Genomic DNA, 15033 nt, shown 5'->3' on the forward strand with positions numbered 1-15033 from the left:
CTCCACAGAGTCAGGGGTGGACGGCCTCGGCGTCAAGCCCCCGGCGTTCACTCTTGCGGAGTCCTCGATCAGACAGCCGGTGCCCCGGCCTGGGCCGGCAACCTCGGAAGGACGGGCCACGACGGAGCGCCAGCGAGATCGCGAGGTACTGCCCGAGCGATACGGGTAGCCAGGTGCCGCATCAGGTCGCGACGATATTCGAGTGGACGGAGCGGGTTGTCACCCGCTCCGGCTGGGCGTTCGAGGCGTGGTCGGGCGCCGATGCCACGGCTGGAGAACGTCCGCTTCCTGGCGGCAACGGGCCGATATCGAGATGTGCCGACTCGTGTCGGCTTCTACCGTGTACTGCTGATGCCGTCCTTGACTGTCCGATCGCCTGAGCATCCATCCGCCCGCTCCGCGGTGCGGTCCCTAGCCCGGCTGTGGCCGTGGGTACGGCCGATACGCAGACGCCTGGCCGCGGCGACGGTCCTCGCCGCCGTCGCGTCGGTTCTGGCGCTGTTGATGCCGCTGGTGTTGAAGTGGGTTGCGGACGGGCCGGTGGCTCACCGTGACCCGGCCGGGGTGTGGCTGGGCGGTGGGCTGCTGCTGGTACTGGGCGCGGCCGAGGCCGGGATTTTCGGGGTGCGGCGTTGGCTGGTGGCGCGTCCGCTTGCCGAGATCGAGGCGGGGATGCGTCAGGCGTTCTACCGGCATGTGCAGCGGATGCCGGTCGCCGCACACGAGCGGTGGTCGTCGGGCCAGCTGCTGTCCCGGTCCACGACGGATCTGCAACTGCTGCACGGGTTCTTGGCGGTGGCGTTGCCGTTCCTGGTGGTCAACGCGGTGACGTTGGTGGTGGGGTGTGTGATCCTGCTGGCTCAGCAGTGGTTGCTGGGGCTGATGCTGATGGCGCCAGTGCCGGTGCTGCTGCCGCTGTGCGCGCTGCTGGAGGCCCGCTACGCCGCGGCGGCCCGGCAGGCGCAGGATCAGGTCGGTGAGGTGGCCACCATCGTCCAGGAGTCGATACTGGGCATCCGCGTCATCAAGGGCCTGGGGCACCACCGTGAGCAGGCCCGCCGGTTCCGGCAGCTGGCCTACCGGCTCCGCGACACCGAGTTGGGCAAGGCGCGTCTGCTGGCGGTGGTGTCGGTACTGCTGTCGGTACTGCCGGACATCGCCGTGGCTTCGGTGCTGGTTCTGGGTGTGGCGCAGGTGGCCGATGGGACGGTGTCGGCCGGGACGCTGCTGGCGTTCGTGGCCATCGCCCTGGCGCTGAAGCCGTCGGTGGACTCCACCGGTGAGCTGTTGGCGCTCAGCAACGCGGCCGCCAGCGCGGCTGAGCGCTACCTGGAGGTCATGGATACGCCCGCCGCCATTGACCGGCCAAGGGACGAACCTCCGGCCCCACTCGGCTGGGCACCGGCCGGGCTCGTGTTCGACGAGATCCGGTTCCGCTATCCCGGCAGCCCCGCCGGGTCGCCGGATGTCCTCGACGGGCTCAGCCTGCGGATCGAGCCGGGCGAGAGCGTGGCCCTGGTGGGCGCCACGGGCAGCGGCAAGAGCACCGTGGCGGCGCTGGTGCCGCGCCTGTACGAGCTGACCTCGGGCCGGATCAGTCTCGACGGGGTCGACATCGCCACAATCCCCCGCGACCGGCTGCGCGGCCTGGTCGCCGTCGCGTTCCAAGAGCCCACCCTGTTTTCAGCCAGTATCGCCGACAACGTGCTGATGGGTACCGGCTCGACCGACCGCGCGGAGCTGGAGCGGGCGTTACGCATCGCCCAAGCCGACGAGTTCGTGCGCGCGTTGCCCCACGGCGCCGGTACCCGGCTTGGCGAGCAGGGCATGACCTTGTCGGGCGGGCAGCGTCAGCGGCTGGCCTTGGCCCGGGCGGTCGCCGCCCGGCCCCGGCTGCTGGTACTCGACGATCCGCTCTCGGCTCTCGACATCGATACTGAGGCGCTGGTCGAGGCCGCGCTTCGCCGTGTGCTGGCCACCACGACGGCCCTGATTGTGGCGCACCGGCCCTCGACCGCGATGCTCGCCGACAGGGTCGCCCTGCTGTCCGGTGGCCGAATCGTCGCTACCGGAACCCATCACGAACTGCTGAGAGCCAGCCGCGAATACGTGGCCCTCATGACGCCGGTGGCGATCCAATGACCGCGGCGGCCTCCGATACGACACCTGTTGGCAGAGCCCGCTCCGCCGCAGACCCTGACGGCTCACGCGACCACGAGATGCCCGCAGCGCCCCGTGGCGCCGCGCGGGCACTGCTGGGGTCCTTGCTGAGGCCACACGCCCGACGCATCGGGGTGGCCGTGGCCGTCCTGCTGATCCGGCAGGCCGCGCAGCAGGCCGGGCCGTTGCTGGTGGCCTACGCCTTCGACCGGGCAGTGCCGGCCCTACGCGCGCACCACGCTGGCCCGTTGGTCTCTATCGCCGCCGGGTACCTGCTGTGCGCGGCGGTATCCGGCGCCGCCCAGTACCGGTTCGTCACCGCCTCCGCCCGCGTCGGTCAAGACGTGCTGGCCGACCTTCGGGACCGCATCTTCGTCCACGCGCAGAGACTGGATCTCGCCTTCCACGAGAAGTACACCTCCGGGCGGCTCACCGCTCGCGCCACCAGCGACGTGGAGGCCCTCCGCGAACTACTCGACGGCAGCATCGAGCAGATCGTGACCGCCGGCTTGTCCACCGTCACCATCACCGCCACATTGCTGTACCTGGACTGGCCACTGGGCGCAGCGGCCCTGGCCGTCATCGTGCCGCTGTATGCGACAATGCGTTCCTTCCGGCATCGCTCGGCGTCCGTCTACACCCGCCGATCAGAGGCCCTCGCCACGGTCACCACCAAGACCGCCGAAACCTTCGCCGGTATCCGCGCCGTCCAAGCGCTGCGACACGAACGAGCCAACGACACGGCCTTCGCCGAGCTCAACGGCCACCACAAGCACCTCAACGGCACCGCCGGCCTGGAGATGGCCCGCTACGTCACCGCCTCCCGGCTTGTCGCCAACATCGCTGTCGCCGCCCTGGTGCTCTGGGGCGCCTACCGGGTCGCCACCGGCGGCGTCGAACTGGGCATCTTCGCCGCGGTCGTGCTCAGCCTGCGTCGCCTCTACGACGAACCTCTCAAACTTGGCGGGGTCTTGGACGCCTACCAGTCAGCATCGGCGTCCCTACGGGCGATCGCCACCATCCTGACCCGGCAACCCACCGTCAACGAGCCAACCCACCCGACCCGGCTGCCAGCACAGCCCGCCGGGCGACAGGGCCGCACGGTGCTGTTCGAACAGGTCAGCTTTGCCTACCACACCGGCACGACAGTGCTGCCCTGCCTGAACCTGGCGATCCCCGCCGGCCAGACCGTTGCTGTCATTGGCGCTACCGGTTCCGGCAAGTCCACGCTGGTCAAGCTCTTGGCCCGCCTCTACGACCCCATCGGCGGCCGTATCGTCCTGGACGGAGTCAACCTGCGCGACCTTCCCACCAACGAACTCCACAGCACCGTGGTGCTGATGCCCCAGGAAGCATTCCTGTTCACCGCGACTGTCGCTGACAACATCGCCCTCGGCCATCCCGGCGTCAGCCGATCCGACATCGAAGCGGCGGCGACCGCCGTCGGCGCCCACAGGTTCATCACCGATCTGCCAGACGGCTACGACACCCGCCTCACCGGCGGCAGCGGTCGCCTGTCGGCCGGGCAACGGCAACTGATCGCGCTGGCCCGGGTCTTGATCGCCAACCCGTCGGTGGTGATCCTCGACGAGGCGACATCCTCGCTCGATATCCCCACCGAACGCCTGATCCACGACGCCATGCGCACCGTGCTGGCTGGACGCACCGCTGTGATCATCGCCCATCGTCTGTCCACGATCCGCATCGCCGGCCGGATACTGGTCATGTCCGACGGGCACATCATCGAAGACGGCGCCTCAGAGCAACTCCTCGCGACGCCGGGCCGCTTCGCCCAACTCCACCAGGTCTGGCACACCGGCAATGGCTGAGCCTCGACCTCTGTACGAAGCCGTCGGTGAGCATTCGGAAGACGGCCCGCCCTACGGCCTTCGAGAAATCATCGTGAGCCGCCGATCTTGGACACCCTCACCCCATCTACCTGGCAACGACACAGGCCAGGATCTTCAAGGCATCAATAGACCTGGTTGACCTGGATCGGGGTGCCGTCGGCGCCGACCAGCAGCCGCGCGCCGAGCGGGGCGGCGAGGCGCATCTCGTACTCGGCGGTGCGCAGCAGCGCCACGTGCCCGCAGCTGCCGTTCGCCGGGCCGGGTGCCGTGCCGCTCACCACGGCCCGCAGCCCGATCGCAACCACCCGCGGCGACTCCACGACGACCGGCTCGTAGCGGTGCTCCGGCTGTCCCGGGCAGGCCGGTTCGGGTGCCTCGAGCTGGATCGTGACGGTGCTGCCGCGGGCGGTGGCCGGACCGAGCGGCGGCGCTTGAACCTTGGTGGATGCCTGCACGTAGCCGTCGGCCGCGAGGGCGGGCCACAGCACCGGGCCGCCGCTCCCCTCGACCGTGAACACCCAGGCGGGCAGGCTCGCGTCGCCCCGGTCCGTCCGGAACATCGCCGAGCCGAACGTCACCGCGGTGATCCGCACGACGCCCGTGGGCTCGGCCGCGCCGGACGCCGCGTTGCCCGGCTTGACGTTGCCGAGCGCGACGAACGCCTCCTGCGCGCCGAGGACTGGCAGGAGCACGGCCGGCTGCCCGGGCAGTGTGACGGTGACGGTCTTCGCCGGCGCCTGCGGCAACGGCTCCTGCGTCATGAGCAGGTACCGGCCGTGCCGGAAGGCCTCCTGGGCCGGGCCGTCGGAGAACCCGGACGACAGCGGCACCTCGTCCAGCAGCACGACCGGCCGCGGCGTGCGGTCCGCCGGGAACCACGCCCACCGCGTCACGGCCTCGGGTGCCACGCCCGACGGCAGCGGCCCCGGCGGGTCCGGCGCGACCGCCGTCCTGCCGTCGCAGCTGGCGACTCCTGCCAGGGCGGCCAGCGCCACCCCGACGACGACCACGGCCCCCCACCGGCTCCGCATGGCGCTCAATGATACGACCCGCGGCTGCCTCTCAGGGCTCCACCGAGAGTCGGCAGCAGGATGTCGTCGGAATCGGTCAGCACCGCCGGACGAAATCTCGGACTGACGCCAGCCGCGCCGTATGTCTGTCAGTCGCATGACGCAAGACGGTGCCTGTGCAGCGCTCCTAGCATTCCCGGCAATGGAAGTGGACCCGGAGGTCCGGGTCGTCGTCTTCGGGTTGGCTCACACCGGACATGCGTCCTTCGGCGGCGAACCCGGTCCTGCCCGGCTGCGGGCGATGCTGTCGCGCCTGCTGGAGGCCAGCGATGCCGACCAGCGTCGTAGCTGGTTGTCCGACAGCGTCGAGAACAGTCCGATCACCGTCGACCAGGTGCGCGCCGCGTTCGGCGACGAGGTCATCAACGACCTGGCCGGGTACGCGCAGAGCAGCGCGGTGGATGTCACCTGGCAGCTCTCGGCGTTACTGCCACATCTTGTCGATACGTTGACTCCCGGCGGGAATCTCCTGCGCACGAGCGAGCTGCGGCGTGAGCTCGACGCGGCGGCTGTCGCGGGCGACCAGACGTCGGGTCCGTTTGGCCCGCACCTGTATTGACCGAGGCCAGGGTCACGGGTGGACCGGTTCCGCCGGTCCACCCGCGGCCAGTCACACTCACCAGACGGGCACGAGGCCGCCGTCGATACGGAAGTCACTGCCGGTCACATTGGCGCTGCGATCGCTCGCGAGCAGGACGACCAGCTCGGCGACCTCGTCCGGCCGGCTGAATCGTCCCGTGAGCATCTCGCGTGCCGCCTTCCGCGCCACCGCGGCGGGGTCGCCGGTCGCGCCGGCGACCGTCTGCGCCACCCCGCCCTCGCCCAGCCACAGAGCGGTCGCAACCGGTCCGGGACTCACCGTGTTCACTCGAATCCCGCGTACACCGACCTCTTTGGACAGTGCCTTGGAGAAGCTGGCCAGAGCGGCCTTGGCGGCGCTGTAGTCGATGACCGCCGGGTCGGAGAGCACCGCGTTGACCGAGCACACGTTGACGATCGATCCTCGACCGGCAGCAAGCATCGCGGGCAGAGCGGCCCGGGTGGCGCGGACCGCGGTGAGAAGGTTGAGGTTCAGCGTCTCCAGCCAGTCGTCGTCGGTCACCGACAGAAACCCGTTGGTACGGGCCGGTGCGCCGCCGACGTTGTTGACCAGCACGTCAATGCGGTCGCCGGCGGCGGCGATCAGCTCCGCCGGACCCTCCGGGCGGGCGAGATCGACCTGCACCATGGTCAGGCCGTCGGCGGCGAGTTCGGGCGCGCTACGGCGGGCTCCCGCGTACACGCGCGCGCCGGCGCGCAGCAGTGTTTGGGCGACTGCCAGCCCGATGCCTCGGCTCGCCCCGGTGACCACGGCAACTCGGTCCTGCAACTCCAGTTCCATCGCTCCAGTAGAGCGGGCATGGGCCGTCGTGGCTTGAGTCGTTCGACTGTGCCAGGTGCGGCGACATCGCAGGTCGCGATCACGGTGAGTCGCGGCCGAGGGCGCCGGCGTATATCGCGCCGCTGGTCAGCCCTTTCTCATGATTGTCGTCTGATCGGGTGCCCAGGGACCGATCGTGGCGGCCGGCACCAATCCGACCGAGGTCACGGCGTTCCCACCCAACGCGCCAGAGCCGTTCGACATCAACGTCGTCGGCGTCAAGACCGCGCCGAAGTCCCCGGCCATCGAAGTCATCGCGCAGCTGTCCACCCAGGGCTGAGCACCACGTAACGCGGACGCGGCGACTTGGCAATGCCGCTGGTCTCGATCACCGCCTCGCCGGCCATTCCGGGTGGGTGATCAGCACACCGCGCGCGGCTGCGCTGCGCTCCGCGCCGAACGGGATAGTGAGATCGTGCCGAACCTCGACTTCTACGCTGCCGACGACGATTGGCCCGCGGTCCTTGAGGCCGTGTTCGATCTTGGCTTGTTCCGGGTCTACGAATCGTGCTCGGAGCCGGACCGTACGCTACGCGAGTTCCACGCCGTCGCTGAGATGCCCGACGATCCGCAGGGACGAGACCTCGCGTTGTTCGTCATCGGGTCGGGACCGGGGCCGATCGCGGAGCGCATCAATCTCCTTCCGGGCGCGCTTGGCGGCGCCACCTTCCGGTACTCCTGCGAAGGCTGGGGTCTCGTTCAGCTCCAGCACGGCGCAACGGTCGGGTGCGAGGAACTGCGCTGGAGCCACACCAACCACAACACGCAGAAGCGGGCCCTGGCGTGGGCCGCGACCTTGCGGCGACTCGGTCATCCGTCTGCCTGGAATTGGGCGGCGGTCACAAGCGCCTCCAGCCGGCTCAATCGGGTCATCCGCCGCATGGCAGTCGGCAAGGTCGGCTCCCACCCCGTGCTACCGCACGCGGCGCGGTTCATGGCAGACGCTCGCCTGCGGTACGAGTACGGCACGGGCATCCACGCGACCCCAGCCTACGGCCAGAACCCGCGGTGACGGCGCGCTGCTGCCACCGGCGCCGCAGGGCCACCTGGCGCCGGTTCAGCTCCGGCACAGTGCCCCGTCCACCAGTGTGTCGGCCGCGCGCTGCTGCGCGATGAGCCGCTCCGGCGCGTCACCGAGCGCGGTGTTCATCGAGACCACCGCGCTGCGCCGGGTCTGCCTTGGAGTCTGTGTTGTCGTCCGGTCTGATGGTCCTGGCGGTTGGGGGCATGAATGCCCTGGCAGCGTGGCCTGCCAGCACGGACCCTGGGTGGGTGAACAGCAGGCCGGTGGTTGTGGGCGCGACTGGGCACAGACCAAGATCTGTGTTGGTCACCGTCGCCTTGTTGGTGTTCCTCGGGCTCAGCGCGGTGCCGAGTGGCATCGACCTGGCGCTGGGCGGGTGGATCGCTGATTCCTTTCCCGCCGACTGGCTGGACCGCTTGCCATTGATCGACAGTTGGCTGTTGCCCGGCCTGGTCCTCGGGACAGGCTTCGGCGTGGGCTCGCTCGTCACCGCCTATGGCTTGGTCGCCCGACCGGACTGGCCGTGGCTGGCCCGGGCGCTTCGATGGACCGGACATCACTGGTCGTGGTCCGCCACGATCGCGTTGGGGCTCGGTCAGGTGGCGTGGATCGCACTGCAGCTGATCTATCTGCCTGGATGGTCCTGGCTGCACCTGGTCTATGGCGGGACTGGCGTCGCCCTCGCGGCACTGCCGCTGCTGCCCGTCGAGCGCGCCTACCTACGCCTTCCCTGAGGGGCGGTGATGTCGATGGGACAGTTCGGGTTCTCGCTCGTTGGCGCCGTGTTCCTCCTGGCCCTGTTCGTGCCGAACCTTGTGTGGAGCCGGACCGCCAAGCCTGCGGGATACGACGCCAGCGGCGAGAACCGCGTGTTGCGGATCGCCGAGCGAGCCGGACAGGCGCTCACCACGACGACCTCGCTCATCTTCGCGGACACGAATCCGCGCCACTGGTCGCCGTGGTCGTGGTGGCTGGTCGCGGCTGCGGCGGCCATGGTCACATACGAACTGTCCTGGGTCCGCTACTTCCGCAGCCGGCGAACATCGCATGAATTCTACCGGAGTCTGTTCGGCGTGCCCGTCCCGCTCGCCGTCCTGCCGATCGCCGCGTTCCTGCTCCTAGGCATCTACGGACGTCTCCTGCCGCTGATCGCCGCAACGGCCGTGCTCGGCATCGGGCACATCGGCGTTCATCTTCAACATCGCCGCGCCCTCCGCCCGTGACCACCGGCAGCGAGATCACCGGCGCTCATGCGGTGGCGCTCACATATACCCACGCCCGCACACCGGACGCCAGCGACACCAGGATGCGGTGGTAGTCGTCGACCTCATACTCGTCGGCGGCGGCGAGGTCGTCGTCGGTCACGTCGAACACCACGCCGGGGACGCTGTCGGTGTCGTCGCCGGTCGCCACGACGATCGGGTGGTGGGTCTCGCCGCTGAGGGCGAGGACGTCCGGGTCGGTGATCTCCAGCAGTCGCGTCGCGTAGCCGGGCAGCGCGTCGTCGCGGCCGTCGAGTTCCCGGCCGAAATTGGCCCGCTGCACCGCGGGGTCCCGCAGTGTGCCGTACGAGAAGAGCAGAGGCATGCCCGGGATCCTGCCGGGCAGGCGGATCCGGCCGGCACGCAACCGGGAGCGCATCTCGGCCTCTAGGATCGACGCGACACGATGCGTGAGGTCATCAGATCAAAGGAGCGGTCAAGCCGTCACCGTCACGAGGTCGCCGACGCGCAGGTGCCCGCCTTCGCGGACCGCGCCGTAGGCACCGACGCAGGTGAGCGTGCCCAGGTCCAGGACGGGGACGCGGTTGACCCGGGCGGCGGTGCGCAGCACGTCCGGGTCGTCGGGCAGGCCGTTGCCCTGGGCGAGGGTCGGCACCGCGCATCGCGGGGTGGGTGCCACGACGTGGACGGCCGCCCGGGCGCCGAGGGTCAAGGTCCGGCCGGGCCAGGTGTTCTCGGCGAACGGCACGTCGTCGTCCATGCGCACCACGATGTTCGGCCGGAAGCGCCTGGCGTCGATCGCGTGCCGGGGATGTTCGCGGGCCAGCGCGTCGAGCGTCGCGGTGGTCAGCACGTGCACCGCGGCGAAGTCCACGAAGGTGTCGCCCGGCGTGCCGGCCGACAGCGAGCCACGGGTCATTGCCCCCGGCGAGGGTTCCGTGGGGGGTGTCAACCGTTCGAGGGTCGCACCCTCGGGACGGGTCCCAGCCGCACCGGACGTCCGACGGCCCGGGACAGCAGCCTGCCGGCCGACGGGTCGTCGTGGCGGACGACCGTGCCGTCGGCGAGGGTGATCGTGACCTGCCCGTCGGCGTCGTGCCGGGCGGTCATGGTCAGCAACGTGCGCCATTTGCGCGGGTTCTTCGCGCTGGCGACGAGGCCGGTCTGCTCGTCGATCAGCGCGTAGCGCCGGTCACCGTCAATACCCGTCTCGTCGAGGACGGCGGCGCGCAGATCTTCGCCGAGCATCGACTTGACCGGATAGCGGCCTATCCAGACGATCTCTCCCACCGTTTACCTCCAAGAGATCCGCATCACTGACAACCGTAGCCGGTGCACCGGGCTTCGAGCGGTACGGTCGTGGGATGAGCGGGGTTGAGGTCGTCACCGGATCGGAGTCGCAGCGGGCGGCGCGGCTGCTGGCCGCCGAGGTCAACGCGATGGAGCTGTTCGCCGAGGTCGAGCGGCGCGGGCTGATCGCGGCGGGCCGCCGTGACCGGGAGGTCAGCGACGCGATCCGCGACCTGGCGCACGACATGTTCGGGGTGCGCAACTACTGGCACAAACGTATCGTCAGGTCCGGCCCGAACACGCTGCAGCCGTATCGGGGGAACCCGCCGGACCGGGTCATCGACGCCGACGACATCGTGTTCGCCGACTTCGGGCCGATCTTCGACGGCTGGGAGGCCGACTTCGGCCGCACGTTCGTCCTCGGCGACGACCCTGTCAAGCACCGCCTCAACGCCGACCTGGCAACGATCTTCGCCGCCGGGCAGACGTATTTCCTGGACCGGCCGGACATCACCGGCGACGAGCTGTTCACGCACATGCTGGGCCTCATCGCCGACGCCGGCTGGGAGCTCGGCATCACGCACACCGGGCACCTGCTCGGCGAGTTCCCGCACGAGCGCATCGACGGCGACAAGGTGACCTACTACATCACCGCGGGCAGCGACCAGCCGCTGCGCCGGACCGACTCCACCGGCCGCGCCTGCCACTGGATCCTCGAGTTGCATCTCGTGGACCGGGAGCGTGGGTTCGGTGGCTTCTACGAGCAGCTCCTAGACCTTCAGCACGAGCCGCGCTGACCGGGCGCTACCGGCTACGTCCAGGCGCCCGTGTTGCCGCACGCGGCGTAGAACCGGGGCCGCCGGCCGGCGCCCCGCGACGACCCGGATGGCACGGCCGGCACTGGCGGTGCCGCCGCGGCGAGGTCCAGTGCTGTGTCGTGGTTGAGGATGGCCCGCTCCAGGGCCTGCAGCCGCGGCCCGGGCTCCAGCCCGTAGCCGTCGAGCAGGCGGTTACGGACCCGCCGGTACAGGGCGAGGGCGTCGACCTGACGGCCGCAGCGATACAGGGCCAGCATCAGCTGGGCACACAGCCGCTCACGGTCGGGCTCGTGCTCCACGATCGCCTCCAGCTCGACGCTCACCTCGTGGTGGCGCCCACACGCGAGCTCGGCCTCGAAGAGGTCCTCCAGCGCGGCGGCCCGGGCGCGGCGCAGACCGGCCAGCTCCGGCCAGGCCACGCCCGACTCGGCCAGATCGGCCAGGGCCGGGCCCTGCCACAGCGCCAGCGCCGCGCGCAGCGACCGGGCGGCGGGCTCCCACGCGCCGGCGGCCAGTTCGGCACGGCCCTGCTCGGCCAGGCGCTCGAAGCGGGACAGGTCGAGCCGGTCCGGCGGCACCCGCAGCGAGTACCCCGATGGATGCGTCACCAGCGCGATCCCGTCGTCACCGGCACGCAACAGGCCGCGCAGTCCAGAGATCGCGTTCTGCAGGACCTTGCGCGCGCTCGGCGGGGCGTCGTGCGGCCACAGGGCGTGCAACAGGTCGCTGGTCGCCACGACCTGGTTGGCCCGCAGCAGCAGGTAACCGAGCGCGGCCCGCGGTTTCACGCCGCCGAGCCGCACTGGGCGTCCATCGTCGAACAGGTGCAGCGGGCCGAGCACCTGCAGCCATACTCCCGGCTTGTCCATGCCTCCATCGTCGCCTGGCCATACACCGCCGGGCACCGAGACGGATACCGAACTCTTTTGCGCCGATGCGGCTCAGCGTCGAGAGGGCAGCGGCCGCGCGTACCGGGCGGCCAGCTCGCGCTTGAGGACCTTGCCGCTCGCGCCGAGCGGGAACGCCTCGACGAACCTGACGATCCGCGGGTACTTGTACGCGGCCATCCGCGCCTTGGCCCACGCCACGATCTCACCCGCCAGGTCCGCGTCGGCGGCCGGCGAGCTCGGGATCACGACCGCGCAGACCTCCTCGCCGTGCACATCGTGCGGGACGCCGATGACGGCGACCTGGGCCACGGCCGGGTGCCCGATCAGGATCTCCTCGACCTCGCGCGGATAGACGTTGTACCCGCCACGCAGCACCACGTCCTTCTTGCGGTCCACAATGCAGAGATAGCCGTCGGCGTCCTTGACACCGAGATCACCCGAGCGGAACCAGCCGTCGACGAGGACCTCGGCGGTGGCGTCGGGCCGGTTGAGGTAGCCGGCCATCACGTTGTGGCCGCGGATGACGACCTCGCCGACCTCGCCCGCGGGCAGCAGTTCGACGCGGCCCTCCAGGTCGGCCCGGGCGATCTCGACGTCGACGCCCCAGATGGGCCGGCCGACCGTGCCCGGGCGGCAGGGCCACGCCTTCTGGTTGTAGGCCACGACAGGCGAGGTCTCGGTCAGCCCGTACCCCTCGTAGATCTGGCAGCCGTAGGTGGCCTGGAACGCCTCCAGGGTGCGCACCGGCAGCGCGGATCCGCCGGAGAAGGCCCGGTCGAGCGGCGGGCGGCGCGGGTCCTTGGCCGCCGCGGCGAGCAGCGCGTGGTACATCGTGGGGACTCCCATGAACACCGTGCAGCCCTCGGCGAGCATGAGCTCCAGCGCGGCCGGGCCGTCGAACCGGGGCATCAGCACCATCGTCGCGGCGGCCCGGAAGCAGGTGCTCATCCCGCAGATCTGGCCGAAGGTGTGCGACAGCGGCAGGCAGCCGAGCAGCACGTCGTCGTCACGGAAGTCGAACGGGGACAGCATCGTGGTCTGCACGTTCATGAGGATGTTCAGCTGGGTCAGCATCGCGCCCTTGGGCCGGCCCGTGGTTCCCGAGGTGTAGAGGACGACGGCGAGGTCGCCGGGCTCGCGCGGCACGTAGGAGGGGATCGGCGTCGCGGCCGCGGCGAGCACGTCGAGCCGCGCCGGCCCCCCTGAACATGCCGGCTCCCCGGAGAACACGGTCAGCACCCGCGTGCCGGTGCGCTGCGCGGCGGGGGCGGCCTCGGGCAGCAGGGAGCCGGCGCAGACGAGCACCGCCGCCCCGGAGTCGGCGAGCATGTGGGCGATCTCGTCGGTGCGTAGCAGCGTGTGCACCGGCACCACCACCGCGCCCAGCGCAAGCGCCCCGAAGTACGCCATCGGGAACTGCGGCGTGTTGGGCAGCAGCAGCGCGACCCGGTCGCCGGGGCCGACCCCGTGGGCGCGCAACACCGCCGCGTACTGCCGGGCGTGGTGCCACAACTGACCATAGTGGACGGTCTCGTCGCCGAGCCGGATCGCCGGGTGCTCGGGGCGGCGCGCGGCGGCGTCGGCGAGGATCGCCGCCACGGACATCGATGCCGGCACGGCTACACGCCCGCTGTCGCGGCGGCCACCAGTCGCAGTTTGTCCGGTTTGCCGTTGGCGCTGAGCGGCAGCGCGGCGAGCAGGTCGACCACGACCGGCGCGTGCTCGACGGACAGCTCCGCCGTGACGTGTGCGCGCAGGTCGCCGGCGGTGGCGGTGGCGTCGCGGCGCAGCACGACCGCGGCGTGGATGTGCTCGACCCGATCGGCGTCCGACACGCCGAACACGGCCGCCTGGGCGACCTGCGGGTGCCCCAGCAGCGCGTGCTCGACGGTCGCGGGGTAGACCTTGATGCCCTTGGTCTTGATCATCTCCCCCATCCGGCCGTGGATGCGCAGGTAACCGCGCTCGTCGAGCCGGCCGAGATCGCCGGTGTGCACCCAGCCGTCGCGCACCACCCTGGCGGTGAGCTCGGGGTCCCGCCAGTATCCCTGCATCGTGAAGGACGTCCGCGCGCAGATCTCGCCGATCTCGCCGACCGGCAGGTCGTGGCCGTCGTGCTCGTCGCGGATGCGGACCTCGCCGACCGGGCGCCCGACCGTGGTGCGCAGCTCGGGGTCCACGTGGTCCACCGCCGCCAGCATGCTGATCATGCCGGCCTCGGCGGTGCCGTAGATCTGGTACAGCACGGGGCCGAGCTTCGTCACCGCCTCGGCCAGCCGCGCCGGCGCCGCCGCGCAGCCCGCGTAGACGAGCATGCCGAGGCTCGACCGGTCGGTGCCGGCCAGGTCCTCGTGGTCCAGCAGGCGGTACAGCTGCGGCGGGGAGACGAAGAGGTGGTTGACCCGGCGCAGCGCGATCGTGCGCAGCACCTCGCCCGGATCGAACGTCTCGTGCAGCACGACGGCGCCGCCGGACGCGAGGGTGCCGTCGAGCAGTCCGCCGCTGGAGTGACTGATCGGCAGCGCGGAGAGATACACGGTGTCCGTCGCGCCGGCCGCCGCCGCCGCGTCGACGATCTCGCTGCGCGAACGGAACGTGACCGCGATCCCCTTCGGCCGGCCGGTGGTACCGCTGGTGTGGGTGACCGCCGCGACCGCGTCCGGGTCGACGTCCACCGGCAGTTGCGCGGATCCGCCGGTACTCAGGTCGAGCACGTCGTCGCCGAGAGGGCGCAGCGCGACCAGTCGCAGCGGCCCGGCCAGCCGGTCGCGCAGCTGCCGGCCCACCTCGGCGTTGTCCTCGTCGACGGCGAGCACGCTCACGCCGGCCTTGACGAGCAGGTCGAGCACGTCGTCCACGGCCATCCGGTTGCCCGGGTCGACGGCGTTCGTGGTCTGCAGGTGCACGACCGTGGCGCCGGCCAGATTCACCGCGTAACGCAGGATCAACGTGTCGGGGCTGTTGGTGACGGTCAGCACGCCGACGATCCGGGCCTGGTCCCCGAGCCGGAAGAGGCTTCGCGCCGCCGTCGTAACCGCGTCCGTGACCCCCTCGGCGGTGACCGGCTCACCTCGCCACCACATCACCGGCCGCTCCGGATTCGCGGCCATGACCTCGAGCATCCGGCGGACGTAGTTGCTGTGTTCGGCCATCGACAAACTCCGCTCCCGATATGGCGGCCACGTCACCAGAGCATGGCATCGCGGCACCCATTCACCGGTCATCCGGCGGTCATCGACGGCCGGGATCGACGATGACCGGGCAGTGGGTGGCGCGTGCTTATGGTGA

16 protein-coding genes are annotated in these 15033 nt (G+C 70.6%); 8 read left to right on the plus strand and 8 right to left on the minus strand.

From position 1 onward, the window contains the following. Positions 1 to 402: 402 nt before the first annotated feature. Together AB0367_RS24570 and AB0367_RS24575 are read left to right on the plus strand one after the other, a co-directional pair. Complete coding sequence (locus AB0367_RS24570; RefSeq protein WP_366228776.1) at positions 403 to 2142, plus strand: ABC transporter ATP-binding protein; 1740 nt, start codon at positions 403 to 405, stop codon at positions 2140 to 2142. A gap of 77 nt (positions 2143 to 2219) precedes the next feature. Then, entirely contained in the window at positions 2220 to 3989 is a 1770-nt protein-coding gene (locus AB0367_RS24575; RefSeq protein WP_366228745.1) for an ABC transporter ATP-binding protein, read from the plus strand. Positions 3990 to 4132: 143 nt separating this feature from the next. Here the strand turns inward: AB0367_RS24575 and AB0367_RS24580 are convergent, their stop codons facing one another. Then, the gene (locus tag AB0367_RS24580) at positions 4133 to 5041 is read right to left on the minus strand and encodes a hypothetical protein (protein ID WP_366228746.1); all 909 of its coding nucleotides are present in this window, start codon (positions 5039 to 5041) and stop codon (positions 4133 to 4135) included. A gap of 187 nt (positions 5042 to 5228) precedes the next feature. On the opposite strand from AB0367_RS24580, the gene AB0367_RS24585 reads away from it, so the two are divergent. Next, complete coding sequence (locus AB0367_RS24585; RefSeq protein WP_366228747.1) at positions 5229 to 5639, plus strand: YidB family protein; 411 nt, start codon at positions 5229 to 5231, stop codon at positions 5637 to 5639. 57 nt (positions 5640 to 5696) lie between these two features. Here the strand turns inward: AB0367_RS24585 and AB0367_RS24590 are convergent, their stop codons facing one another. Beyond that, on the minus strand, positions 5697 to 6461 hold the full coding sequence (locus tag AB0367_RS24590) for an oxidoreductase (RefSeq protein ID WP_366228748.1): 765 nt from the start codon (positions 6459 to 6461) through the stop codon (positions 5697 to 5699). A 175-nt stretch (positions 6462 to 6636) separates the two neighbouring features. Here AB0367_RS24590 and AB0367_RS24595 point away from each other — a divergent pair, with 175 nt between their 5' ends. The 4 genes from AB0367_RS24595 to AB0367_RS24610 all read left to right on the plus strand — a co-directional run bounded on the left by AB0367_RS24595 (position 6637) and on the right by AB0367_RS24610 (position 8747). After that, entirely contained in the window at positions 6637 to 6780 is a 144-nt protein-coding gene (locus AB0367_RS24595; RefSeq protein WP_366228749.1) for a hypothetical protein, read from the plus strand. A 135-nt stretch (positions 6781 to 6915) separates the two neighbouring features. Then, on the plus strand, positions 6916 to 7512 hold the full coding sequence (locus AB0367_RS24600) for a hypothetical protein (protein WP_366228750.1): 597 nt from the start codon (positions 6916 to 6918) through the stop codon (positions 7510 to 7512). A 260-nt stretch (positions 7513 to 7772) separates the two neighbouring features. After that, positions 7773 to 8258 (plus strand): hypothetical protein, encoded by a 486-nt coding sequence (locus AB0367_RS24605; protein WP_366228751.1) that lies wholly within the window; start codon positions 7773 to 7775, stop codon positions 8256 to 8258. Between the two features lie 15 nt (positions 8259 to 8273). After that, entirely contained in the window at positions 8274 to 8747 is a 474-nt protein-coding gene (locus AB0367_RS24610) for a hypothetical protein (protein ID WP_366228752.1), read from the plus strand. A 25-nt stretch (positions 8748 to 8772) separates the two neighbouring features. On the opposite strand, the gene AB0367_RS24615 is transcribed toward AB0367_RS24610, so the two are convergent. The 3 genes from AB0367_RS24615 to AB0367_RS24625 all read right to left on the minus strand — a co-directional run bounded on the left by AB0367_RS24615 (position 8773) and on the right by AB0367_RS24625 (position 10037). After that, positions 8773 to 9111: a gamma-glutamylcyclotransferase family protein gene (locus AB0367_RS24615; protein ID WP_366228753.1), complete on the minus strand. Its 339-nt coding sequence runs from the start codon at positions 9109 to 9111 to the stop codon at positions 8773 to 8775. 111 nt (positions 9112 to 9222) lie between these two features. Next, on the minus strand, positions 9223 to 9666 hold the full coding sequence (locus AB0367_RS24620) for an MOSC domain-containing protein (protein ID WP_366228754.1): 444 nt from the start codon (positions 9664 to 9666) through the stop codon (positions 9223 to 9225). Between the two features lie 29 nt (positions 9667 to 9695). After that, positions 9696 to 10037, minus strand: coding sequence for an MOSC N-terminal beta barrel domain-containing protein (locus AB0367_RS24625; RefSeq protein WP_366228755.1), 342 nt, complete (start codon positions 10035 to 10037; stop codon positions 9696 to 9698). 74 nt (positions 10038 to 10111) lie between these two features. Between AB0367_RS24625 and AB0367_RS24630 the strand changes: the two genes are divergently transcribed. Further along, on the plus strand, positions 10112 to 10834 hold the full coding sequence (locus tag AB0367_RS24630; protein WP_366228756.1) for a M24 family metallopeptidase: 723 nt from the start codon (positions 10112 to 10114) through the stop codon (positions 10832 to 10834). Between the two features lie 14 nt (positions 10835 to 10848). Here the strand turns inward: AB0367_RS24630 and AB0367_RS24635 are convergent, their stop codons facing one another. The 3 genes from AB0367_RS24635 to AB0367_RS24645 form a co-directional block, all read right to left on the minus strand. Next, complete coding sequence (locus tag AB0367_RS24635; RefSeq protein WP_366228757.1) at positions 10849 to 11724, minus strand: AfsR/SARP family transcriptional regulator; 876 nt, start codon at positions 11722 to 11724, stop codon at positions 10849 to 10851. A 72-nt stretch (positions 11725 to 11796) separates the two neighbouring features. Continuing rightward, a complete protein-coding gene (locus AB0367_RS24640) occupies positions 11797 to 13362 on the minus strand; it encodes a long-chain fatty acid--CoA ligase (protein WP_366228758.1) in 1566 nt (521 codons plus the stop codon). A 2-nt stretch (positions 13363 to 13364) separates the two neighbouring features. Beyond that, entirely contained in the window at positions 13365 to 14897 is a 1533-nt protein-coding gene (locus AB0367_RS24645; RefSeq protein WP_366228759.1) for an AMP-binding protein, read from the minus strand. Between the last annotated feature and the right edge of the window lie 136 nt (positions 14898 to 15033).

This window comes from Dactylosporangium sp. NPDC051484 (assembly GCF_040689395.1).
In the GTDB taxonomy this organism is placed as follows: Bacteria; Actinomycetota; Actinomycetes; order Mycobacteriales; family Micromonosporaceae; genus Dactylosporangium.